Genomic DNA, 21,699 nt, shown 5'->3' with positions numbered 1-21,699 from the left:
CGCGCCGTTGGGGCACGCCCGCAGTCCCGTGTTTTACATCGCAGGCATCAGCACGCTATCAATGACGTGGATCACGCCGTTCGATGCTTCGATGTCGGCCGATGTTACGTTGGCATCATTGACCATGACGCCGCCATCGATCTTGATAGTGACATCGTCGCCCTGCACTGTCGCGGCTGTCATGCCATCGCTCAGGTCAGTCGACATGACCTTGCCGGACACAACGTGATAGGTCAGGATTGCCGTCAGCTTGTCCTTGTTTTCAGGCTTCAGCAGGTCTTCGACAGTGCCTTCGGGCAGTGCGGCAAATGCTTCGTCAGTCGGCGCAAATACGGTGAACGGGCCTTCGCCTTTCAGCGTATCAACCAGGTCGGCGGCCTGCACCGCGGCAACCAGCGTGCCGAACGAGCCGGCATCGACCGCGGTATCCACGATGTCCTTGTCTGCCGCCATGGCGGGAAACGCGAGCGCCGTCGATGCGGCAAGGGCCAGGAAAGTTCTGCGGATCATGAAAAAACTCCTCTCGGGTGGTCGCCATCATCGGCGATAGAGGGGATACGCGGACTAGCCGCAAAAGGATCACTCACATAACCGTGAAGACCGCATGTAGGCCGATCAAAATCAGTCTGGCGCTGCACATGCGTCATCTGGCGGTTCAGCTAACCGGCGCGCTGCCGCGTATTGGCATAGGTCGCAATGACGCCTAGCCGCGGAACCCCGTCGCCACCACGAACTTCTCGGAACTGTCTGCACGGCTGCTGGGCGGCTTGACGTTGGCGACCTTGGCAAAACGCTGTTTCAACAGCTTTTGCAGCTCGCCCTCGGCGCCGCCGGCCAATACCTTGGACACGAACGTTCCACCCTCTTCGAGCACGTCAAACGCCAGATAGGCCGCCGCCTCGCAGAGCGAGATGATGCGCAGGTGGTCGGTCTGCTTGTGCCCCGAACTGGACGCAGCCATGTCGGACATCACCACATCGGCGGGTCCGCCCAGCCATTGCTTGACCTGTTCGTCCGCACCCTCGTCCATGAAATCGAGCTGATGGATGGTGGCGCCTGCAATCGGCTCCACCTCCTGCAGGTCGACGCCCAGAATAGTGCCCACAGCCTTGCCGCTCTTTTCCCCCAGCGCGTTGATGCGCGGCACCGCCACCTGGATCCAGCCGCCGGGGGCGCAACCCAAATCCAGAACGCGCGCACCCGGCACCAGAAAGCGGAATTTATCGTCCACTTCCATGATCTTGAATGCCGCACGGCCACGATATCCCTCGTTCTGGGCGCGCTTGACATAGGGGTCATTCAGCTGCCGTTGCAGCCAGCGCGTCGAGGACGCCGTCCGCCCGCGGGCCGATTTCACCTTGACCGTCAGGTCGCGTTGGCCGCGCCCCGATGTATTCTTGCCGTCCGGTCCCTTGTTCATGCGCTCTCCTCGCTCGCCAGCACGCCGTCGGCGGCCATTTGGGCGTATAGCATGCCCTCGCGAAGACCGCGATCCGCAACCGACAATCGGTCGGTCGGCCAGCAGCGCAAAAGCGCCTGAAGGATCGCCACCCCCGACATGATCAGCGCATGCCGGTCCAGCCCGATCCGCGGATCCAGCCGCCGCCCGTCCGGCCCCAGCGCCAGATAGCTGCGGATCACCGTGTCGATCTGGTCCGAGGTCATGCGCAGCCCGTCGACGCGGTTGCGGTCATAGCGTTTAAGCCCCAGATGGCTGGCCGCGACGGTCGTGACGGTGCCGCTGGTGCCTACGATCTGGAACCCCTTGCGCGACTGTTCGCGCTTGTAAGGGGCGAATTCCATCAGGTTTTCCTCAAAAAACCAGCTCATCAGCGCAAACCGGGCCGCGTCATCCTCGACGTCACGAAACTGGTCGCGCAAGGTGGCCACGCCCAAGGGCACGCTGATCCAGTCGACGACGCGCGCGCAGGGTCCCGTGCCGCCATCACCCTGATTGAAGCCACCATGCAGCCGCATGATGGCGCGGCGGCGCTGGGATCGTTCGACATCGGTGAGGTCGATCCACACCAGTTCGGTCGACCCGCCACCGATATCGACCACCAGCAACTGATCCGTTTCAGGGCTGACCAACGGCGCACAGCTAACCACGGCCAGCTGCGCCTCTTCCAGCGGTGTGATCACATCCAGCGTCAGGCCCGTCTCGTTGCGGACCCGCGCCATGAAGGCGGCGCCGTTGGTCGCGCGCCGGCACGCCTCGGTCGCAACAAGGCGCATACCGGCGACCTGATGGCGGCTCAGCTTCTGCTGGCATACGCGCAACGCCTGAATCGTGCGCCCGATTGAGGCGCGTGACAACAGGCCGCTCTTTTCTAAACCGGCGCCAAGCTGCACCGATTTACTGAAGCTGTCTATGACCCGAAACTGACTGCCACGCGGTTCGGCAATCAGCATCCGGCAACTGTTCGTACCCAGATCGAGCGCCGCATAAAGCGGCGGGCGACGGGGCGGTTTCGGCGCGGGGCTCTCAACCGGTTTCGAGATTGCGCCCGCACCTTCGGGACGCTTGGGCGTCATTGGAACGCCCTCCATTTCGAGTTGTCCCCAACGTATGGGTTTCGCAGAGTTCGCGCAAGGCTGCACAGGGACGCCTGTGCCTCATAGCTATGATGAGAATTATGGGGTATGCGTACGCTGGCCGGGCTTGCCCTGCTGCGTTAGACAAACCTGCGTCGCTCTGCACGCGCGTTGGGTCGAAAACGGGCGCTGCGCGTGGTGGCGTGTACTTTAGACAGGGCGAAATCAGGGGGAATCATCATGGTCGACGTAACAATCGTTTACTGGCGCGACATTCCGGCTCAGGTCATCGTGGGCAAAGGGCGGCGCGGCGTAAAGAAACAGCTGCCCGAGAAATTCGAGCAGGCCATTGACCGCGCCGCGATGAAGACCGGCGCCGCTGGAACCGACGCCTATCTGTCCGAATGGCGCAAGGCGGCGCCCTACCCTCTGGACGGCGAGGCCGAAGACGTGGTCGCCGCCGAGGCTGCCCGCCTTGACGGCGAATACGACCGCGACCGCCTGAAGGCGCTGATCGCCAATGATGGCTGGAATTCTGATCGCATGGACGCTGGCGAAAAGACCGCCGACGCATGACCCCAACCGGGATAAAGGAGGCTCTGATGGCCCTGTTGAACTTTAAGAAACGTCGGCAGACCACGCCCGCGGCATCGCCCGCCGCCGTCGAGGCTCTCCTCAAGGATTACTCGATCGAGGTGATGCCACGCACCGCCGAAAAGATCGATGATTTCCGCGACCTGCTACCCGCAGGCACACGCGTTTACATCGCCCATATCGAAGGTACACCCATCGAGGATATGGTTGCCACCGCGCGCCGTCTGGCCGATCAGGGCTACAACATCATGCCGCATTTTCCGGCGCGCATCATCAAGGACCGCAGCGTGCTGGCCGATTGGATCGCACGCTATCACGGCGAGGCCGGCGTCGACCAGGCGCTGTTGCTGGCGGGTGGCGTTGCGCAGCCCTATGGCGATTTTCACAGCTCCATGCAGCTGCTTGAATCGGGCGAATTCGGCAAGGCTGGCTTCAAACGCCTGCATGTCGCAGGCCATCCCGAAGGCAACCGCGACATCGACCCCTCTGGCGGCATGGAAAATGTGACTGCCGCGCTGAAGTGGAAGCAAGCCTTTTCCGAGACGTCCGACGCTGAAATGGCGCTGGCCACGCAATTCGCGTTCGAGGCCAAGCCGATCATCGAGTGGGCAGATAGCCTCAAGGCAGCCGGCATCGACCTGCCCATCCATATCGGCGTCGCCGGCCCGGCGAAATTGCAAACCCTCATCAGGTTCGCTATCGCCTGCGGTGTCGGCCCGTCGCTGAAAGTCCTGCAAAAACGCGCGATGGACGTGACCAAGCTGCTGCTGCCCTACGAGCCGACCGACGTGATTGCAGATCTGGCCGCGCACAAGGCAGCAAACCCGGACTTTAATATCACCAACGTGCATTTCTTTCCGCTCGGAGGTATCAAGGCCAATACGACATGGGCAATCGAGAATGCAGGCGCCTCCGGCGTCCCTGCCTCGGCCCAGTAAATATAGAACCAAGGAACAAACATGACCCGCACCATCGTCGAGAGCAAAACAAGAACCGCCGTCATCGGCTTTGACGAGCCCTTTTGCGTCATCGGCGAGCGCATCAACCCAACCGGCCGCAAGAAACTGGCGGCCGAGCTGGAGGCGGGCGATTTTTCGACTGTCCAGAAGGATGCCATCGCGCAGGCCAATGCGGGTGCCACCGTGCTGGATATCAACGCCGGCGTCGTTTACAATTCGAACCCCAACCCGAATGAGACAGAGCCGCCCCTGATGACCAAGATCATCGAGATGGTTCAGGGTCTTGTCGATCTGCCGCTGTGCATCGACAGCTCGGTCCCGGCCGCGCTTGAGGCCGGATTGAAAGCCTGCGAAGGGCGCCCCCTGCTGAATTCGGTCACGGGCGAAGAAGAGCGACTGGAATTCGTGCTGCCGCTGGTCAAGAAATACAATGTGCCGGTCGTCGCAATTTCCAACGACGATACCGGGATTTCCGAGGATCCGGACGTGCGCTTCGAGGTGGCAAAGAAGATCGTCCAGCGCGCCGCCGATTTCGGCATCCCTGCACATGACATCGTGGTCGATCCGCTGGTCATGCCGATCGGCGCGATGGGCACGGCCGGTTTACAGGTCTTTGCTCTCGTGCGCCGTCTACGCGACGAGCTGGGCGTGAACACCACCTGCGGCGCGTCCAACATCAGCTTTGGCCTGCCGAACCGGCACGGCATCAACAACGCGTTTTTGCCCATGGCGATGGGCGCCGGCATGACGTCTGCCATCATGAACCCGGTCGGCCTGCCCGTCCCGTCCGCCAAGATTGCGGAAAAACGCGCCGAAGTGGCCGCGACTGGCCTGCAAATCCCAGAAGACATGGACGACGAGACGTTCTGCCAGCTTTTCGGCCTCGGCAGCACCCTGCCGAAATCGGGCAGCGAAATGGAGGCGATTCGCGCCGCCAACTTCCTGACCAACAATGACGCGCATGGCAGCGAGTGGATCAAGTTCAACAAGGCAGCGCCCAAGGCGGGCGAAGAAGGCCGTGGTCGCGCGGGCCGTGTCGGCGGTCGCAAGCGCCGCTGAACCCGATGAGCTAACGCGCAAGGCCCCGCTTCGGCGGGGCCTTTTTGCATTTAATGCTAGGCTCTGGACCCATTGATTGGCTTGAAGCTACGGGGCCTTGAGGATTCAAGCTCCCGGAGTGATGGGGGGTGCTGATGAGCAATTTTTACGGGCTGAGCGAAGATCAGATAGCGCGGTTTCGGCCATATTTTCCGAAGGGCCATGGGGTACCGCGTGTCGGTGACCAGCGCGTTCTGAGTGGCATTATCTTCATGAATCGCAATGGGTTGCTCTGGCGCGATGCTCCCCGGGAGTATGGTCCGCACAAGACCCTCTACAACCGCTGGAAACGGTGGAGCGACATGGGGTGTTCGCGCGAATCATGACGGGCCTGGCCGCCGAGGCACCCGACCACAAGACAATCTCGATTGATGCAACCTATCCGCTGCCCGGCAGGGGTTTGCCTACAAACCACGAGAGGGTCAAAGCACACCGCACGGCCTCGAGCCTGCGGGTAAAAAAAGGGGGCATGGACGTCTGATAGGGCGAACGAAGGGCGGCGTGACCCGTTGCCCGGCAGGCAATTGGAACAATCGACGAGAGGGACGAAGCTGCATGCTGTCACCGACACGATTGGACGGCCGCTCAAGTTCTTCATGACCGCAGGCCAGGTCAGCGACTTCTGTGGTTGCCGCCCGTGATGCAAGAATTTTTTGACCCTACTTGCGCGTGATCGAGTGCGAACTTCTGTCAGGCCTCGTGATGCGGCACTTCCATTAGCCGCGGGCCGGGATGGTGATCAGCGGATTGGGTCCAAATCTACACCTCGAGCTTTCAGCTCGTATCGCTGAACTGGTTTTCTCAATCCGGATCTGTTCGATCATTTTGCCCATTCAGGTCGTCGTCTTCTCACACCCCCTTGGCACCGTCGCTAGCGGTTCGACATGCGCATCATGCCGCGACTGCCAGCGCCGGATCCTTGTAATCCTCGTTTTTTGTTAACATCGCCCAGATCTGCCGCGCCATCTTGTTGGCCAGCGCGATTGCGACCAGCATGGTGGGTTTGCGCGCTAACATGCGTGACAGCCAGTTGCCCTGCGCAAGAGTGCGCCGCCCAAGCCAGCCCAGTCGCGACATTGCGCCCATGACCAGAAGGCGTCGGATGTCGGCCTGACCGGCTTTGGTCATCCGCCCCAAGCGCTCCTTGCCGCCCGAGGAATGCTGCCTGGGTACAAGGCCCAACCAAGCCGCAAAGTTGCGCCCGGTTTTAAAATGCGCCATGTCGGGCCCGAAAGCTTCCACCGCGATGGCCGTCAGCGGGCCGACGCCTGGCATGGTCTGCAGTCGGCGCCAGCAGGTCCTGGCACTCCTCCCGGATCAGCGCGGGCAAATCTGAAGTATCATCGTCCACAAGCGCTGTCATGCGATCAAGGTAGCGTATTCCTACGGGAAAGACGTCGCCATGCTCATACAGCAGAGCCCGCAAGGCGTTCACATCCGCGGTGCGCTGATGAACTAGCCGCTCCCGGCCACGGAAAACCGCCGCGCGGGACTGCTGCTCAACTGTCTTGGGCTCCACGAAGCGCATCTCGGCCTGGCGGGCCGCGATGACGATCGCCTCAGCATCGGCGGCGTCATTCTTCTGGCGCTTCACGAACGGGCGCACGTATTGCGGCGCGATCAGCTTCACCTCGTGCCCAAGCGCTTCCATTTCGCGCGCCCAATAGTGCGCGCCACCACAGGCTTCGAAGATGATCAGGCAGGGGGCCTGCTGGGCCATGAACGCGGGGAACTGCTGTCGCGTAAGTTTCTTGCGAAACTGCACCTCCCCCGAACGCAGGGCTGCGTGGACCTGAAAAACATTTTTTGCCAGATCGACTCCGATCATCATATCGTTCATCTCGCCGTCCTCTCTGTTGTGTGGCCTTGAACACCACAACCTTGGCACATTGCGATGCCGTCGGGGAGGGCGGCAACCACTCCATCTACGCCGGGGCCAAGGCTTTGGTGAACGGCCTGCCCGCGGCCGACTGGCTGCCGGGAGATCGGGGATACGACGCGAACTGGTTCCGCGAGGCCCTGATAGAAAAGGGAATAAAGCCTTGCATCCCTGGCCGGAAGTCCAGAGGCAAGCCCGTCACATACGACAAACGCCGCTACAGGATCGAGATCATGTTCGGACGGCTGAAGGACTGGCGCAGGGTCGCTACACGCTATGACAGATGCCCAAAGGCCTTCCTCTCAGCCGTAGCACTCGCCGCCACTGTGATGTTCTGGCTATGAACCAAGAACGAGCCCTGACCCTAGAGGCTGTTGACGTTCCGGATTCCCAATTCACCTAACTTCTGATTCAAGGTTGCAAACAGAGGAGAGCAGCCTTGACCCGAAGAGTTTTGACCGATGCGCAATGGGCCATCATCGAACCGTATTGCCTTGGGAAGCTATCCGATCCGGGACGAACCGGGCGTGATCCCCGCTTGTTCGTGGAAGCGGTCCTGTGGATCGTGCGCACCGGGGCGCAGTGGCGTGAGCTCCCGGTCGAATTTGGCAAATGGAACAGCGTGTTCAAGCGGTTCCGCAGGTGGGTCAAAGCGGACGCTTTCCACTACATGTTTTCAAAGCTATAGCTTCAGACGCCGACCTGGAATACGCAATGATTGACGGAACGATCGTGAAGGTCCATCGCTCGGGTCAGGGCGCAAAAGGGGGACTCTTTGCCAGGCCATCGGCCGTTCTCGCGGCGGCATGACGACGAAGATACTGGCTCTGACAGACGCACTCGGCAATCTCGTCGATTTCCCCCTTCTCGGCGATTGAAGGCAATCGCCTGCCAGGCAGCGGGACAGGCCCACGATCTGCGCGAGACTGGTATGTTGATCCGTGATCTGTCTGCCGGGCACTTGCTGGCGGATAAGGCTTTCGATGCAGATTGGTTGCGCAATGACCTGCTGGAACGCGACATCATCCCGGTCATACCGTCGAAATCCAATCGGAAATTTCCCGCAACCTTCGACAAGGAAACCTACAAATGGCGGCATCTGATCGAAAACTACTTCGGCAAGCTGAAGGAAAACAGAGGGATGGCCATGCGCTCCTGCAAGGCAGATCAGAGCTTCAAGGCCTTCATCTCGATTGCGGCAACAATCATTCAGATACGGTGAACGTCAACAGCCCCTAATATTTCACATGCGCGATTAACCGTCGATCCGTCCAAAATTCGGCGGTTTTTCGCCACGCAGAATCTAAGGCCTTCGATCTGGCGGGAATTTGTAGGAAACAGACACGCGCGCGCCGGAAGAGCGTCGCAGGCAGAAACGAACTCGAGGGAACGATGACCGTCCGATCCAACCGCTTTTGGCGTATAGCGCCACTTTTTTGTGTCGCCGCCATCAGTCTCGGCGCCTGCGCGTCCCAGCAGTCAGATGCCACCAACCAATTCAAAATCGACCCCGCGCGCGAGGCGATGGCCCTTCGCGAGGCAGCAAGCCTGCGCGCCAAGGGCAAGCGCGTCTGGTGCGTGCCCTTCGCCCGCAACGTCAGCGGTATAAACATTCGCGGCAACGCCAACACATGGTGGAACAAGGCGGCGGGCACCTTTGATCAGTCCAAAAGCCCTGTTGTCGGCGCGGTCATGTCTTTCCGCGCAACGTCATCGATGCCGATGGGTCATGTCGCTGTCGTCTCCGAAGTCCTGGCCCCCAACCGCGTTCTGGTCGATCATGCCAACTGGCATCGCAACCAGATCAGCCAGGGCATGACCGTGATTGACGTGTCGAATGCCGGCGACTGGTCTGCTGTTCGATTGGAGTCAAACCCAAATGCCTTTGGCGGGGTGTATCCGGTCAATGGCTTCATCCTGCCCCCTAAATCGGCTATTTAATACGGGCTGACGGTTGGCCGCTCTGTGTCGATGCATTTTCACAGCGTCCCGAAGGGGTCTGGCGTAGTTTGGGCGATCCTTCCCCCATCTGATCGGGCTGAGTTATGGAGATTTCTCGATCATCGACGCGGAGCTTTGGGCGTGCGCCCGGCTGGGGCGGTTGAGCGTTTCAAAGCGTCTGACAGGGCCGATCCCAGCGCGCCCTGAGGGCTGCCCGTGGACTGCGGTGCAGCCGAGGATCGAACCCCGCGGCCCGGCTTTGGTTTTTCAGTCTTGGTTGCGCGCGGCGATGACGCGTCGCCGCCATCTTTGCGCATGGTCAGGCCAATGCGCTTGCGCGCCACATCGACTTCGGTCACTCGGACGCGGACCACATCGCCGGCTTTGACCACCTCATGCGGGTCTTTGACAAAGCGATCAGCCAGTTGGCTGACATGCACCAAACCATCCTGATGCACGCCGATATCGACGAACGCGCCGAAGGCCGCGACATTGGTTACCGTCCCTTCCAGCGACATGCCGGGTTTGAGATCGGTGATGGCGTCAATGCCATCGGCAAAAGTAGCGGTCTTGAAGCTGGGGCGTGGATCGCGGCCCGGCTTTTCCAGTTCCGTCAGGATATCGCGCACGGTTGGCAGGCCGAATTTATCGTCGACAAACTGCTCGGCCCGCAGACCTGCCAGCGCGCTGCTATCGCCCATGATCGCGCGGATGTCGCGGCCACACGCCTGCACGATCTTGCGCGCAACGCCGTAGGCCTCGGGGTGAACGGAGGACGCATCGAGCGGTTCGGTGCCGCCCGAGATACGCAAAAATCCCGCGCTTTGCTGGTATGCCTTTGGCCCCAGACCGGGCACCTTGAGCAGGGCCTTGCGCGTGACAAAGGCGCCGTTGGCATCGCGATGCGCGACGATGGACTGGGCCAAGGATGGCCCCAAACCCGCGATATGGGACAACAGCGGCGCCGAGGCCATGTTCAAATCGACCCCCACCGCATTCACCGCATCCTCGACCACCGCAGCCAGAGATTGCGTCAGACGGCGTTGATCGACGTCGTGCTGGTATTGGCCGACACCAATCGCCTGCGGCTCGATCTTGACCAGCTCGGCCAGGGGGTCTTGCAAGCGGCGGGCGATGGACACGGCCCCGCGCAGCGACACATCGATATCCGGGAACTCTTTCGAGGCTAGTTCGGAGGCGGAATACACCGACGCTCCGGCCTCTGACACGATGACGGGTGTGGGGCGCGGCGCCCCGGCCGGCAGGCGCTTGAGCACGTCCGCGACCAGCCGCTCGGATTCGCGGCTGGCCGTGCCGTTGCCGATGGCAATCAGGGCGATATCGTGCCGACGAATCATCTGTAGCAGCGTCTCTTCGGCGCCGCGCAGGTCGTTACGCGGCTGGAACGGATAGATCGTAGCGGTTTCAATCAGTTTGCCCGTCTCATCGACAATCGCGATCTTGCAACCGGTCCGAATACCCGGATCAAGCCCCAGCGTCGCGCGCGCGCCCGCAGGGGCCGCCAGCAGCAAATCGCGCATGTTGCGGGAAAAAACATCTATCGCGGCCTCATGGGCGCGGCGGCGCAGATCGGTCATCAGATCGACAAACATCGACAGGCTCAGCTTGACCTTCCATGTCCAGTTCGCCGCCTCTTGCAGCCACAGATCCCCCGGTGCCCGACCGGGTATCCCGATTTCGGCAGCGATGATGCCGATGACACGCGGTAGTCCCGTGTCCGGTTCTGGGCCGATGTCGATGGTCACGACCTCTTCTTTTGCGGCGCGTAGAATGGCCAGCGCACGATGCGGCGGGATCGTTGCCCATTTTTCGCTATGGTTGAAATAATCCGAGAATTTGGCGCCGACCTCTTCTTTGCCGGGGGTCACGCGCGCCGTGATCACCGCGTCTGTTTGCAAGACCTGACGCAGGCGGCCTATGAGGGCGGCATTTTCGCCAAGCTCCTCGGTCAGAATGTCCCGTGCGCCGGTCAGCGCGTCCTTCTGTGTCACCACGGCCTCGGACAGATAGCCCTGCGCCAGCGTGGCCGGGTCGGCGGCGCGATCAGCGAGGATTGCGCGCAACAGCGGTTCCAGCCCGTTCTCGCGGGCGATCATGGCCTTGGTCCGCCGCTTGGGTTTGAACGGCAGATACAGGTCCTCCAGCACCGCCTTGGTATCGGCGCCTGCGATGGCGCGGGCGAGCGCGTCGGTCAGCTTGCCCTGCCCGGTGATTTCACCAAGGATGCTGGCGCGCCGCTTTTCCAGATCACGCAGGTAGTCCAGCCGCTCGGCCAATCGCCGCAATTGCGTATCGTCCAGACCGCCTGTCGCCTCTTTTCGGTAGCGTGCGACAAAGGGGACAGTGTCCCCGCCATCCAGCAGCGCGATGGTCGCGGTGACCTGTTCGGCGCGTGCCCCGATATCGGTGGCAATCTTGCGGGCGATACTGTCTGAGGCGGCGGTCATGGTCGGCTCCCTGCGCTAGTCGGATGATCGTAATAGCCGGGCAATCGGGGGCCGCCAAGCCTTGTTGGGCGCCACGAGGGAAAAGAGCGGAAGTCCAGAGAATGTCGCAGGGTGTTCGACGCCGGTTGCCGAAAAAATCAACGCGCCGTCGGCACAATTTTCAAATTCACCCCAGCGCGTAGCCCGCGCCACGTACAGTACGGATGGGATCGCTGCCACCCTGTTGCGTCAACGTCTTGCGCAGGCGCGCGACGTGAACATCGACCGTGCGCGTGTCCAGAAATATATCGCGCCCCCAAACAAGGTCCAGCAACTGCTCGCGGCTGAAAACGCGGCCGGGCCTTTCCATCAGCCGCGTCAAAAGGCGAAACTCGACCGGCCCCAGCTTCAGGTCTTGGTCGTCGCGAATGACCCGATGGCTTTCGGGATCGAGGGTGATATCCTGAAAGGACAGCGCCACGACCGACCCCGAACGCGTGCGCCGTAGCTGCGTGCGTGCCCGCGCCATAAGTTCATTCACCGAATACGGCTTTGTCACATAGTCATCCGCGCCGGTTTCCAAACCGCGCACCGTATCGACCTCTTCGGATCGCGCGGACAGCATGATAACGGGAATGTGCCTTGTGTCGTCGCGGGTCTTGAGCTGGCGACAGACTTCGATACCGCTGACCTTCGGCATCATCCAGTCGAGGATCACCAGATCGGGCAAAGCCTCGGAAACCATCAGCATGGCGTCTTCGCCGTTTTCGGCGCAGCGCACGGCAAACCCTTCGGCTTCCAGATTGTAGATCAACACCTCGCGCTGGGCCGGCTCATCCTCGACCAGCAGCACCTGCGCCTGCATAATTGACATGCCTAAACCCCTGATTCTGACGATGTCGTATCTGCCTTTGGCCGCGCCTCGTCCGGTTGCTTGCCGGTCGCCAGATAGATGACCTGCTCAGCAATCGATGTCACGTGATCCCCCATGCGTTCGGTGTTCTTGGAGATGAAATGCAGATGCAGGCAGGCAGTGATATTGCGCGGATCCTCCATCATGAAGGTAAGCAATTCGCGAAACAGCGCATTATACATCTGATCCACATCCACATCGCGCGCAATCACATCCGCGGCCAGTGCCGCATCGTGATGGATATAGGCATCCAGCGCATCCTTCAGCATCATCTCGACGGCGCGTGTCATGCGGCGAAGGGTGCCTATGCTGTCACTGATCGGCTCGGCGCCGGACAGAACCTGGCATCGTTTGGCCATGTTCTTGGCGTAGTCGCCGATCCGCTCCAGATTGCCGCTGATCTTGATCACGCTCAGAATCAGGCGCAGGTCAATCGCGGTCGGGGCGCGCAAGGCGATGATGCGGGCGGCGCCTTCGTTGATTGTCTCTTCGAGGGCGTCGATGCCAGCGTCTGCGGCGCGCACCTGCTGGGCAAGCTCCGCATCGCGGGTTTCCAAAGACTTCATGCCAAGGCGGATGGCGTCTTCGACCAGCCCGCCCATTTTCATGATCTGCGCCTGAACTACCTCCAGATCGGTGTCGAAAGCCGACGATATATGTTCATTCTTCATGGCTCATCCAATCCTGCCGGTGATGTAGCTTTCGGTCCTTGGGTCGTGGGGGGCGGTGAATATCTGGTCGGTATCGCCATATTCCACCAAAGTGCCAAGGTGGAAAAACGCCGTCTTCTGGCTGATCCGCGCGGCCTGCTGCATGGAGTGGGTGACGATCACCACGCAATAATTCTGCCGCAGATCGTCGATCAGCTCTTCGATCTGCGCGGTTGCGATCGGGTCCAGCGCCGAGCAAGGCTCGTCCATCAGCAGCACTTCAGGGGCCGTGGCGATGGCGCGCGCGATGCAAAGGCGCTGCTGCTGTCCCCCCGACAGCCCTGTGCCCGGACTGTCCAGCCGGTCCTTGACCTCGTTCCACAGCGCCGCCTTTCTCAGGGCGTTCTCGACGATATCACTCAGGTCGGATTTGTTGCGGGCCAGCCCGTGAATTTTCGGGCCATACGCGACGTTGTCAAAGATGGATTTCGGAAACGGGTTGGGTTTCTGAAACACCATCCCGACCTTGGCGCGCAGTTGCACAGGGTCAACGCGGCGATCATAGATATCCTCGTCATCGATGCGGATATCCCCCGTCACCCGGCAGATTTCAATCGTGTCGTTCATCCGGTTCAGACAGCGCAAGAAGGTGGATTTGCCGCACCCGGATGGCCCGATAAAGGCGGTTACCGTGTTGGGAGCGATGTCCACCGAGACGTCCTTGATGGCGATGGTATCTCCATAGCGCACCTGCACGTTGGTTGCTGATATCTTCTGCCCGGCCATGGCGCCGACAGTTTCGGTCATATTAGTGTCTTTCATGTCATTCTCTACCCTACCAGCGGCGTTCAAATCGGCGGCGCAGCAATACGGCCACCGTGTTCATCACCGCGAGGAACACCAGCAACGTGATGATCGCCCCCGAGGCGCGTTCGGCAAAACCGGGATCAGCCCGTTGCGTCCAGTTAAAGACCTGCACTGGCAGCGCTGTCGCCGCCTCTCCGAACAACCCGGCGCTCTCGCTGTAGGGCGCCGGATATTCGCGCACAAAGGCGACCATGCCGATCAACAGCAACGGTGCGGTTTCACCCAAGGCCTGAGCCAGCCCGATGATGGTGCCGGTCAGGATACCCGGCGCGGCCAGCGGCAGGACATGGTGGAACACCGATTGCATCTTGCTGGCCCCCACGCCCAGGGCGGCATCGCGGATCGACGGCGGCACCGCTTTCAGCGCGGCGCGGGTCGTGATGATGATCGTCGGCAGCGTCATCAGCGTCAGCACCAGCCCCCCGACCAGCGGCGAGGATTGTCGCAAGCCCGCGAAATTGATAAAGATCGCAAGCCCAAGGATGCCGAAGACAATCGACGGCACGGCGGCCAGATTGCTGATATTCACCTCGATCAGGTCGGAGAACCTGTTTTTCGGCGCAAACTCCTCCAGATAGATCGACGCGGCGACCCCGATGGGCAGCGCCAGCACCAGCACGACCAGCATCATGTACAGCGATCCCAGCAGGGCGACCCCCAGACCCGCCGCCTCGGGCCGCTGATCGCTGGCGTCGGGGGCGGTCAGGAACTGCCAGTTGAACCGCGTCTTGATCACACCGGCATCGGCAAGGCTTTGGGCGATTTGCAGCGCCTCGGGCGAGGTGTTGGCGTCCAGTGCGGCGCTTTCCACCGTGACCCGGCCCTTGAAATATCCGTCAATCCGCCCTTCGGCCAGAACATCCATCACCACCGTACCGCCGACCAGATCGGGGTTTGCCAGCACATGATCGCGCACACTCGCCGCCGCCTCCTTGCTGATCATCGCGCCGACGTCTTTGCCCGGAAGGGCGGTGGTGATACCGGACGCCTTCAGTTGCTGCAACAGCGCGTCCCGCAGCAGGGGCGCGTAGCCAAATGTCGTGACCTTCGCCATGACGGACGGATCGCGCTGCCCAGATTTGTCCAGCTTCGCCTCGGGCAAGGGGATTTCCAGCGTGATATAGGTCTGGCGAAACGCGCCGACACCGTTGGAGACGACTGACGTCAGCAACAGGATCAGCGCCACTGCCGCGATGCCAATCGCACCCAGCCCATAGGTGCGAAACCGCGCTTCTGCCGCGTTGCGCCGCCGGGTGCGCTGATCACTGACCAACAGGGAATTTGCCACTTTTATCATTCGTATTGTTCCCGATATTTGCGCACAATCATCAGGGCCAGCACGTTCAGCCCCAGCGTAAAGGTGAACAGCGTCAGCCCGAGGGCGAAGGCCACCAGCGTTTCCGGGCTGGCAAAGTCGGTATCGCCGGTCAGCTGGCTGACGATCTTGACGGTGATGGTCGTCATCGCCTCGAACGGATTCAGCGACAGGCGGGCGGCGGCCCCGGCCCCCAGCACCACAATCATCGTTTCTCCGATGGCGCGGCTGGCCGCCAGCAGCACGGCCCCGACAATGCCGGGCAAGGCGGCGGGGATGACCACTTGGCGGATTGTCTCGGACCGGGTGGCGCCAATTGCATAAGAACCGTCACGCATCGTCTGCGGCACGGAGTTGATGGTATCGTCCGATAGCGACGACACGAAAGGGATCAGCATGATTCCCATGACCAGCCCCGCCGTCATGACCGACGACGCGCTGTCCCCCAGCCCAAGGGGCTGTGCGAAATAGTCCCGCAGCAACGGGCCGACGGTGATCAGGGCAAAAAGCCCGTAAACAATCGTCGGAATCCCGGCAAGAACCTCGATCAGCGGCTTGGCGACGCCACGCATCCGCGGCCCGGCATATTCAGACAGGTAAATCGCCGCAAACAGGCCCACCGGCACCGCCACCATCAACGCGATAAAGCTGACATAAAGAGTACCCCAAAGCAGCGGCAGAATGCCGAGCGCGCTGTTGCCGCGAAAATTGGGAGCCCAGTCAGCGGAAAAGAAAAAATCGCGCCAGTCGTATTGGTGAAAAAACTGGAGCGTTTCGGACACCATCGACAACACGATGCCAAGGGTGGTCAGGATCGCGACGGTCGATGCGGCGATCAACAGCGATTTTATCCAGGCCTCGGATGCGACGCGGGCGCGAAACCCGGCTGAGGATCGCACGATTGCGCCGAAACACCCGATAGCGCCAACCGCCAGCACCGCCCAGAAAACGGCCCCTGCGGACAGGGTTTCAACACCCTGCTGATGCCCGATCAACCGGACAACGGACAGCGCCGCATAGCTGGCAATCGTCGGCACCAATACGCTGAGAACCGCGTTCGCTGCGTGCGCCTTGGGCAGCGCCGCCAACGTGCGAATGTCACCGCCCGCTGCGATACGTGCCCGTGCCCTTGCGCCGATCAGCCCCGCAAGGGCCAGACCGGCCACCAGAACCGGCAATGAAAAGACGATATCAAAAACCCACATCAAGGCAGCTTTCCCATGGATGGTCGCGGGGCCAACCCAACGGTCGGCCCCGCATTCAACCTTACATACCGCCAAGCAGCGTGTGATTAACCACGGCATCCTGAGTGGCCGTCAGCTCGGGGTCGGACACCAGACCGTATTCGGCCAGCGGTCCGTCCGGGCCCGCGATTTCATCGCTCACGAAGAATTCTGCGAAGTCCTGCAAGCCCGGGATCACACCCAGATGGGCGGCTTTGACGTAAAAATACAGCGGGCGCGACACAGGGTATTCACCGGCGGCGATGCTTTCGGTGTTCGGCACGACGCCGGACATGGTGGCCACCTGCAACTTGTCGGTGTTGTTCTCATAGAACGACAGCCCGAACACACCGATCCCGTTTGCATCCGCCTCGATCCGGGCCAGCGTTTCGGTATAGTCGCCGTCGATATCAACCGACAGACCATCGGTGCGGACCGTCATGCAGGCGGTCTCGGCCGCGTCTTCGTCACCGCCGTTGATCGTCATGATCGCATCCAGCGCGCCGCTGTCGCGGCAGCCTTGCAGCAGCACCTTTTCCTCAAACACTTCGCGGGTGCCATGCTTGGTCCCCGGAATGAAGGCCCTGATCGGCTGATCGGGCAGATCACTATTCAGCACGTTCCAGTTGGTGCTGGAATTGGCGGCCATGCCCTCGCTCGTTGGCAGCTCGGCGGCCAGGGCCATATACCAGTCGGCAGGCGTAAAGGCGAAACTGTTGCCGTTGATATCGCTGGCAAAGACGATCCCGTCATAACCGATGCGCACCTCGATGATATCGGTCACACCGTTTTCAACGCAGGCTTCGACCTCGGACGATTTTATCGGACGGCTGGAATTGGCAATATCCACCGTGTTCTCGCCGACGCCCGCACAGAACCGCTTGAGCCCGGCAGAGGATCCGCCCGATTCAACCACCGGCGTCGGAAAGTCGAAATTTTCCCCGAATGCCTCGGCGACGATCGCCGCATAGGGCAGGACAGTGGACGATCCTGCCACCTGTACATTGTCGCGGGCATAGGCGGCAGTGGCCGTGACGGCAACACCGGCCAGCGTGGAAAGAGTAAGTTTTGCGAATGACATGAAGGCTCCTGTCAGTTCCGGATCAAAGATCACCCCCACGGTGATCCTGGCGCGCTTATCCGCGCGCAACGCTTCGGTTTTGCGACAGGTTCGTTACAGTTTCATGACAGATGCAGGCTGGGGCGCATTTCTGCACCGGGTATCAGATGTCGCCCGAATCGGGCGGCAGAATAACGGTGAACTGAGATCCCTGCCCCGGCTGGCTGGTAATCCTCAACCGTCCCCGGTGCCGGTTCAGAATATGTTTCACAATCGCAAGGCCCAGCCCGGTGCCGCCCAACTCACGGCTGCGATGGCTGTCAGCGCGATAAAACCGCTCGGTCAGGCGCGGCAGGTGAATGGGATCAATGCCGGGCCCATGGTCGGCAATCGTGACCTCTATCGCGGGGCCACGAAGAACCGGATCATGTGCAATCTTGCGGGCGGTCGCCTCGACCGATTGATCGGCCCCGCCATATTTGATCGCGTTCTCGACAAGATTAGTAAAGACCTGCAACAATTGATCTGAATCGCCAATGACGGGCAATGGACCCTGCCCCGGATCGTAACGCAACGATACAGCGCGCTCCTGCGCCAACGTGCCGAGGTTGCGCAGCGTGGCCTGTAACACATCCCGCAGGTCCAACTGCACGGTCGGGCGCACCCGCTCATCCGCTTCGACCCGGCTAAGCGTCAGCAATTCACCCACAAGGCGGTTCATGCGGTCAGCCTCGCCCGCCATGATGCTCAGAAAACGGCTTCGCGCCTCAGCATCGTTCCGGGCAGAATTTCGCAAGGTTTCGATAAAACCCGTGACGGCAGTCAGGGGCGTGCGCAATTCATGACTGACATTGGCAACAAAATCGCGGCGCATCTGCTCGGCCTGGGCCAGGCCCGTCGCGTTCTGAAAGCTGAGAAGCAACAGCCCGCTGTCCCCAATCGCCCGCAAATGCACATCATAGAAGGCGTCACTGCCGTTTTCGACAATCTGATATGATACCTTTCGGGGCGTGCGATCCAGCAGCCCAAGTTCGACCGCCTCCACCAGCTTGGGGTGACGAAAGGCAGTGGTGAAATGCCGTCCCGCAACGCTTTTGCCCAGAAACACCTCGGCGGCATCATTCAAGGTCACAACCTTTTCGGCGCGATCAATGACAAGCGTCGGCGAGGGAATTGCAGCAATCAGATCATGGACCGTCGGGAGTTTGGCCGACGCTTGGCTGGTCATTGGTTTTTCTCTGACTTGGTGACTTGACAGCTAATTAGCCGATCTTTGATCTCAACAACAGTGATTGTCAGGCATAAATCCCGCCCTCAACGGCCTGTTTGCGCCGCCCTCCTTGACGGCCCGTCGAACTCCGGGGCGACATCATCGCTCGCCCCCTTATTTTGCAATCCAGCTTGGCCCCCTATCACTATCGCTGCTTTGTCCATGACGAGTCAGCAACCGGAGCGGAGCATCACCTGCCTGCCACGAGGACAGACCCGATGTGGATCGTCTGCTACAATCACCGGCGCCCACCGCACCTTGGGATATTTGAAGCAAGAAGAATTGAAGCACCCTACCCTTCTTATTGCTGAAAAATATCCCCGCCGGAGGCAGGCTTGCCAAAGTCGCGCGGCTTGCCGTCAGGGCGCGGCAGCACCATATTCAAGTCATGTTGAAATTCACTCCGATCCTACTGGCGATCATCTACGCCTTTGTCATGTACCGGTTTTCGGCCTGGCGCACGGCGCGCGATCTGACCGCGCGCTCAACCGAGCTGGCAGACCCGCGACTGAAAAAACTGACCGACCAACTGGCGCAGGCGCTGGACGTTGCGCGCATCCGCGTCGATATCTACGAAATCGATCCGGTGAACGGACTGGCCGCGCCGGACGGGCGTATTTTCATCACGCGCGGCTTCTACGCCAAGTTTCAGTCGGGCGAGGTGACGGGCGAAGAGATGGCGTCGGTTATCGCGCATGAGCTGGGCCATGTGGCGCTGGGGCATTCGCGGCGCCGGATGATCGACTTTTCCGGCCAGAACGCGCTGCGCACTGCGCTGGCTATGGTGTTGTCACGGTTTCTGCCGGGGATCGGCGTGATGATCGCGGGCGCACTGACATCGCTTCTGTCTGCGCGCCTGTCGCGGGGCGATGAATACGAGGCGGACGAATATGCTTCGGCCCTGCTGGTCAAGGCCGGGATCGGTACCGGGCCGCAAAAATCACTGTTTCAAAAGCTGGAGGCGTTGACGCAGTCCAATTCCGGCGCCGCGCCTGCTTGGCTGATGAGCCATCCCAAGACGGCCGAGCGGATCGCCGCGATTGAAAAAAACGAGTCGCGCTGGGGCGCCTGACGCCCCTATCCCAGCGCCTTTGCCAGACGTGGCAGGCGCGCCTTTTTCAACAAGGCGCGCATCGTCCAGTCGTCACCGCTCAGGCGGCGCGCCTCGGCCAGAACCTCGGCGCCGACCTGCGCCATCATTTCGGGCTGCGCCTGCCAGATGCCGTGCAGCAGCGCATCGGGATCGGTGCGCGACAGGCCTTCTTCGGCCAATATCTGGCGCGGGAAATCCTTGGCATTCAGTGTGATGATGATATCAGCCGACCCGGCGATAGCCGCGGTCAGCACATGGACGTCCGCGGGATCGGGCAGCCACAGCCGCGCCTCCAGCGAGGCAGGCCATGTCACTCTTGCGCTCGGCCACCCGGCGTCCATCAGCGCCGCCTCGGCGCCCGCTTGCGCGATGCCATCGGCGCCCAGCTTGATCGCCGCGCGCTGCCATTCCTCGATGATGCGCGCCGACCACATAGGGGCAAAGGCACCCGCGCGCGCCGCGCCCAGCAGCATCTGGCGCATCACCGTCGGGTAAATCACGCAGGTATCCAGCAGCGCCTTCACAGCCGGAAAAACAGCGCCTTGAGGTATCCCGATTCCGCCAGATGCGTGTGCATCGGGTGGTCCGGCCCGGCCCCGCCGGTATGGATCAGTTGCGGCGCGGGCCCCGTGCCGCGCCCGACACCGTGCAGGCCACGTCCGATGCCGCGCATGCTGGCGCGGCGAAAGGCCTCCAGATCGGCCGCATGGCTGCACGAACAGAGGCCCAGAAACCCGCCCTCGGCCACCAGCGGCGCGGCAAGGCGCGCGGTGCGCTCGTAGGCACGCAGGCCGGCTTCCAGCGATTTTTTCGATGGTGCAAAGGCGGGCGGGTCGCAAATGACCACGTCAAAGCGCGCGCCTTCCTCGCCCAGCGCCGTCAGAACGTCGAACGCGTCGCCCTTGCGGGTCTCGAACCGCTGCGCCATGCCCATCGCCTCGGCCCCGCCGCGCGCCAGATCCAGCGCCGGGTCAGAGCCGTCAACCGCCAGCGCCGAGGTGGCGCCATGCGCCAGCGCGGCCAGTGAAAAACCCCCGACATGGCTGAACACATCCAGCACGCGCGCGCCTTGGCTCAGCCGCGCCGCAAACGCGTGGTTCGGGCGCTGGTCAAAGAAAAGACCGGTCTTTTGCCCATGGGTCAGATCGGCCATGTAGATGGCACCGTTCATCGACACCGGCACAGCCGCATCCGGCGCCGCGCCGATCAGCACCCCGGCGACGTCGTCCAGCCCCTCAAGCGCGCGGGCGCGGCCGGCGGCGTTTTTCAGCACGTTGGTGGCGCCCGTCACCTCGACCAGAGCGGCGGCCAGATCGTCCAGCATCACATCGGCCCAGGCCGCATTCGGCTGGATCACGCAGGTATCGCCAAACCGGTCGATGACCACACCGGGCAGCCCGTCCGCCTCGGCATGGACCAGTCGGTAATAGGGCGCATCGAACAGCCGCTCGCGCAGGGCCAGCGCACGGCGCAGGCGCGCGACCAGCCAGGCGCGATCGATGGTCTGGGAGGTATCAAGGTCCAGTACCCGCGCCATGATGCGCGAGGCCGGGTTCACCGCAACCAGCGCCAGCGGCGCGCGCTCGGAATCCTCGAGCAGGGCAATGCTGCCGGGCGCGATGGCCTTGCTGCGCCGGTCGGTGACCAATTCATTGTCATAGACCCAAGGCACGCCGCGGCGCACCCCCGTGGGCGAGGTTTTCGGTTTCAGGCGGATCACGGGTATGGGGGAGTGCGTCATGCCGTCCCCTTAGAAGGTTTTCAGCGGTGCGAAAAGCGCAAAGCGTGTTCGGCACGCCCATGATGCCCCGGCTTTCGGCGGGAACGCTGCACAGATCGGCGGATCACCGAGCCT

The 21,699-nt window shown here is 61.6% G+C and carries 19 protein-coding genes and 3 pseudogenes; 8 read left to right on the top strand and 14 right to left on the bottom strand.

Features of this window, described 5'->3' with window-relative positions:
* Positions 1-33: 33 nt before the first annotated feature.
* The 3 genes from FGD77_RS14310 to FGD77_RS14300 all read right to left on the bottom strand — a co-directional run bounded on the left by FGD77_RS14310 (position 34) and on the right by FGD77_RS14300 (position 2,535).
* On the bottom strand, positions 34-510 hold the full coding sequence (locus tag FGD77_RS14310; protein WP_255010791.1) for a fasciclin domain-containing protein: 477 nt from the start codon (positions 508-510) through the stop codon (positions 34-36).
* A 193-nt stretch (positions 511-703) separates the two neighbouring features.
* Positions 704-1,420 (bottom strand): RlmE family RNA methyltransferase, encoded by a 717-nt coding sequence (locus tag FGD77_RS14305; RefSeq protein ID WP_255010789.1) that lies wholly within the window; start codon positions 1,418-1,420, stop codon positions 704-706.
* Positions 1,417-2,535 carry a Ppx/GppA phosphatase family protein gene (locus FGD77_RS14300; protein WP_255010787.1) on the bottom strand — a complete coding sequence of 373 codons (1,119 nt, stop codon included), beginning with the start codon at positions 2,533-2,535 and terminating at the stop codon, positions 1,417-1,419. Before FGD77_RS14300 ends, FGD77_RS14305 begins: the two co-directional genes overlap by 4 nt.
* 240 nt (positions 2,536-2,775) lie before the next feature.
* Here FGD77_RS14300 and FGD77_RS14295 point away from each other — a divergent pair, with 240 nt between their 5' ends.
* From FGD77_RS14295 to FGD77_RS14280, 4 genes and pseudogenes are all read left to right on the top strand, one after another.
* Positions 2,776-3,111 (top strand): virulence factor, encoded by a 336-nt coding sequence (locus tag FGD77_RS14295; protein ID WP_255010785.1) that lies wholly within the window; start codon positions 2,776-2,778, stop codon positions 3,109-3,111.
* Between the two features lie 26 nt (positions 3,112-3,137).
* Positions 3,138-4,067, top strand: a complete 930-nt coding sequence (locus FGD77_RS14290; RefSeq protein ID WP_255010783.1) for a methylenetetrahydrofolate reductase — start codon at positions 3,138-3,140, stop codon at positions 4,065-4,067.
* A 21-nt stretch (positions 4,068-4,088) separates the two neighbouring features.
* Positions 4,089-5,147, top strand: coding sequence for a methyltetrahydrofolate cobalamin methyltransferase (locus FGD77_RS14285; RefSeq protein ID WP_255010782.1), 1,059 nt, complete (start codon positions 4,089-4,091; stop codon positions 5,145-5,147).
* A gap of 134 nt (positions 5,148-5,281) precedes the next feature.
* A pseudogene (locus FGD77_RS14280) lies at positions 5,282-5,815 on the top strand (transposase); the annotation flags it as partial.
* A 262-nt stretch (positions 5,816-6,077) separates the two neighbouring features.
* Here FGD77_RS14280 and FGD77_RS14275 read toward each other — a convergent pair.
* Positions 6,078-7,026, bottom strand: a pseudogene (locus FGD77_RS14275) (IS110 family transposase).
* Between the two features lie 20 nt (positions 7,027-7,046).
* Between FGD77_RS14275 and FGD77_RS14270 the strand changes: the two are divergent.
* The 3 genes and pseudogenes from FGD77_RS14270 to FGD77_RS14260 all read left to right on the top strand — a co-directional run bounded on the left by FGD77_RS14270 (position 7,047) and on the right by FGD77_RS14260 (position 9,006).
* Complete coding sequence (locus tag FGD77_RS14270; RefSeq protein ID WP_369682725.1) at positions 7,047-7,409, top strand: transposase; 363 nt, start codon at positions 7,047-7,049, stop codon at positions 7,407-7,409.
* A gap of 95 nt (positions 7,410-7,504) precedes the next feature.
* Positions 7,505-8,287 (top strand): annotated as a pseudogene (locus FGD77_RS14265) (IS5 family transposase).
* Between the two features lie 170 nt (positions 8,288-8,457).
* The gene (locus FGD77_RS14260; RefSeq protein WP_255010781.1) at positions 8,458-9,006 is read left to right on the top strand and encodes a CHAP domain-containing protein; all 549 of its coding nucleotides are present in this window, start codon (positions 8,458-8,460) and stop codon (positions 9,004-9,006) included.
* Positions 9,007-9,125: 119 nt separating this feature from the next.
* Here FGD77_RS14260 and FGD77_RS14255 read toward each other — a convergent pair whose 3' ends face one another.
* The 8 genes from FGD77_RS14255 to FGD77_RS14220 form a co-directional block, all read right to left on the bottom strand.
* Positions 9,126-11,474, bottom strand: coding sequence for a Tex family protein (locus FGD77_RS14255; RefSeq protein ID WP_255010780.1), 2,349 nt, complete (start codon positions 11,472-11,474; stop codon positions 9,126-9,128).
* Positions 11,475-11,640: 166 nt separating this feature from the next.
* On the bottom strand, positions 11,641-12,327 hold the full coding sequence (phoB, locus tag FGD77_RS14250) for a phosphate regulon transcriptional regulator PhoB (RefSeq protein WP_255010779.1): 687 nt from the start codon (positions 12,325-12,327) through the stop codon (positions 11,641-11,643).
* Positions 12,328-12,329: 2 nt separating this feature from the next.
* Complete coding sequence (gene phoU / locus FGD77_RS14245) at positions 12,330-13,037, bottom strand: phosphate signaling complex protein PhoU (RefSeq protein WP_255010778.1); 708 nt, start codon at positions 13,035-13,037, stop codon at positions 12,330-12,332.
* Between the two features lie 3 nt (positions 13,038-13,040).
* A complete protein-coding gene (gene pstB, locus FGD77_RS14240) occupies positions 13,041-13,802 on the bottom strand; it encodes a phosphate ABC transporter ATP-binding protein PstB (RefSeq protein ID WP_255014238.1) in 762 nt (253 codons plus the stop codon).
* A 49-nt stretch (positions 13,803-13,851) separates the two neighbouring features.
* Positions 13,852-15,180 (bottom strand): phosphate ABC transporter permease PstA, encoded by a 1,329-nt coding sequence (pstA, locus tag FGD77_RS14235; protein WP_255010777.1) that lies wholly within the window; start codon positions 15,178-15,180, stop codon positions 13,852-13,854.
* Positions 15,177-16,403 (bottom strand): phosphate ABC transporter permease subunit PstC, encoded by a 1,227-nt coding sequence (pstC, locus tag FGD77_RS14230; RefSeq protein WP_255014236.1) that lies wholly within the window; start codon positions 16,401-16,403, stop codon positions 15,177-15,179. The genes pstA and pstC overlap by 4 nt, the downstream gene beginning before the upstream one ends.
* A 61-nt stretch (positions 16,404-16,464) precedes the next feature.
* The gene (locus FGD77_RS14225; RefSeq protein WP_255010776.1) at positions 16,465-17,502 is read right to left on the bottom strand and encodes a substrate-binding domain-containing protein; all 1,038 of its coding nucleotides are present in this window, start codon (positions 17,500-17,502) and stop codon (positions 16,465-16,467) included.
* 142 nt (positions 17,503-17,644) lie between these two features.
* The gene (locus FGD77_RS14220) at positions 17,645-18,709 is read right to left on the bottom strand and encodes an ATP-binding protein (RefSeq protein WP_255010774.1); all 1,065 of its coding nucleotides are present in this window, start codon (positions 18,707-18,709) and stop codon (positions 17,645-17,647) included.
* A 430-nt stretch (positions 18,710-19,139) separates the two neighbouring features.
* Between FGD77_RS14220 and FGD77_RS14215 the strand changes: the two genes are divergently transcribed.
* On the top strand, positions 19,140-19,823 hold the full coding sequence (locus tag FGD77_RS14215; protein WP_255010772.1) for a M48 family metallopeptidase: 684 nt from the start codon (positions 19,140-19,142) through the stop codon (positions 19,821-19,823).
* A 5-nt stretch (positions 19,824-19,828) separates the two neighbouring features.
* On the opposite strand, the gene FGD77_RS14210 is transcribed toward FGD77_RS14215, so the two are convergent.
* Complete coding sequence (locus FGD77_RS14210; protein ID WP_255010770.1) at positions 19,829-20,368, bottom strand: RSP_2648 family PIN domain-containing protein; 540 nt, start codon at positions 20,366-20,368, stop codon at positions 19,829-19,831.
* Positions 20,365-21,585, bottom strand: a complete 1,221-nt coding sequence (locus FGD77_RS14205) for an RSP_2647 family RNA methyltransferase (protein WP_255010768.1) — start codon at positions 21,583-21,585, stop codon at positions 20,365-20,367. The genes FGD77_RS14210 and FGD77_RS14205 overlap by 4 nt, the downstream gene beginning before the upstream one ends.
* Positions 21,586-21,699: the final 114 nt, after the last annotated feature.

It is taken from the genome of Roseovarius sp. M141 (genome assembly GCF_024355225.1).
Classification (GTDB): domain Bacteria; phylum Pseudomonadota; class Alphaproteobacteria; order Rhodobacterales; family Rhodobacteraceae; genus Roseovarius.
Note: the sequence above shows the minus strand (reverse complement) of the source record. Positions and strands in the feature narration are given on the sequence as shown.

Excerpts from the sequence above, each read along its gene's own strand:
- FGD77_RS14310 (WP_255010791.1), bottom strand. The coding sequence starts at position 510 with ATGATCCGCAGAACTTTCCTGGCCCTTGCCGCATCGACGGCGCTCGCG.
- FGD77_RS14305 (WP_255010789.1), bottom strand. The coding sequence starts at position 1,420 with ATGAACAAGGGACCGGACGGCAAGAATACATCGGGGCGCGGCCAACGC.
- FGD77_RS14300 (WP_255010787.1), bottom strand. The coding sequence starts at position 2,535 with ATGACGCCCAAGCGTCCCGAAGGTGCGGGCGCAATCTCGAAACCGGTT.
- FGD77_RS14295 (WP_255010785.1), top strand. The coding sequence starts at position 2,776 with ATGGTCGACGTAACAATCGTTTACTGGCGCGACATTCCGGCTCAGGTC.
- FGD77_RS14290 (WP_255010783.1), top strand. The coding sequence starts at position 3,138 with ATGGCCCTGTTGAACTTTAAGAAACGTCGGCAGACCACGCCCGCGGCA.
- FGD77_RS14285 (WP_255010782.1), top strand. The coding sequence starts at position 4,089 with ATGACCCGCACCATCGTCGAGAGCAAAACAAGAACCGCCGTCATCGGC.
- FGD77_RS14260 (WP_255010781.1), top strand. The coding sequence starts at position 8,458 with ATGACCGTCCGATCCAACCGCTTTTGGCGTATAGCGCCACTTTTTTGT.
- FGD77_RS14255 (WP_255010780.1), bottom strand. The coding sequence starts at position 11,474 with ATGACCGCCGCCTCAGACAGTATCGCCCGCAAGATTGCCACCGATATC.
- phoB (WP_255010779.1), bottom strand. The coding sequence starts at position 12,327 with ATGTCAATTATGCAGGCGCAGGTGCTGCTGGTCGAGGATGAGCCGGCC.
- phoU (WP_255010778.1), bottom strand. The coding sequence starts at position 13,037 with ATGAAGAATGAACATATATCGTCGGCTTTCGACACCGATCTGGAGGTA.
- pstB (WP_255014238.1), bottom strand. The coding sequence starts at position 13,802 with ATGGCCGGGCAGAAGATATCAGCAACCAACGTGCAGGTGCGCTATGGA.
- pstA (WP_255010777.1), bottom strand. The coding sequence starts at position 15,180 with ATGATAAAAGTGGCAAATTCCCTGTTGGTCAGTGATCAGCGCACCCGG.
- pstC (WP_255014236.1), bottom strand. The coding sequence starts at position 16,403 with ATGTGGGTTTTTGATATCGTCTTTTCATTGCCGGTTCTGGTGGCCGGT.
- FGD77_RS14225 (WP_255010776.1), bottom strand. The coding sequence starts at position 17,502 with ATGTCATTCGCAAAACTTACTCTTTCCACGCTGGCCGGTGTTGCCGTC.
- FGD77_RS14220 (WP_255010774.1), bottom strand. The coding sequence starts at position 18,709 with ATGACCAGCCAAGCGTCGGCCAAACTCCCGACGGTCCATGATCTGATT.
- FGD77_RS14215 (WP_255010772.1), top strand. The coding sequence starts at position 19,140 with ATGTTGAAATTCACTCCGATCCTACTGGCGATCATCTACGCCTTTGTC.
- FGD77_RS14205 (WP_255010768.1), bottom strand. The coding sequence starts at position 21,585 with ATGACGCACTCCCCCATACCCGTGATCCGCCTGAAACCGAAAACCTCG.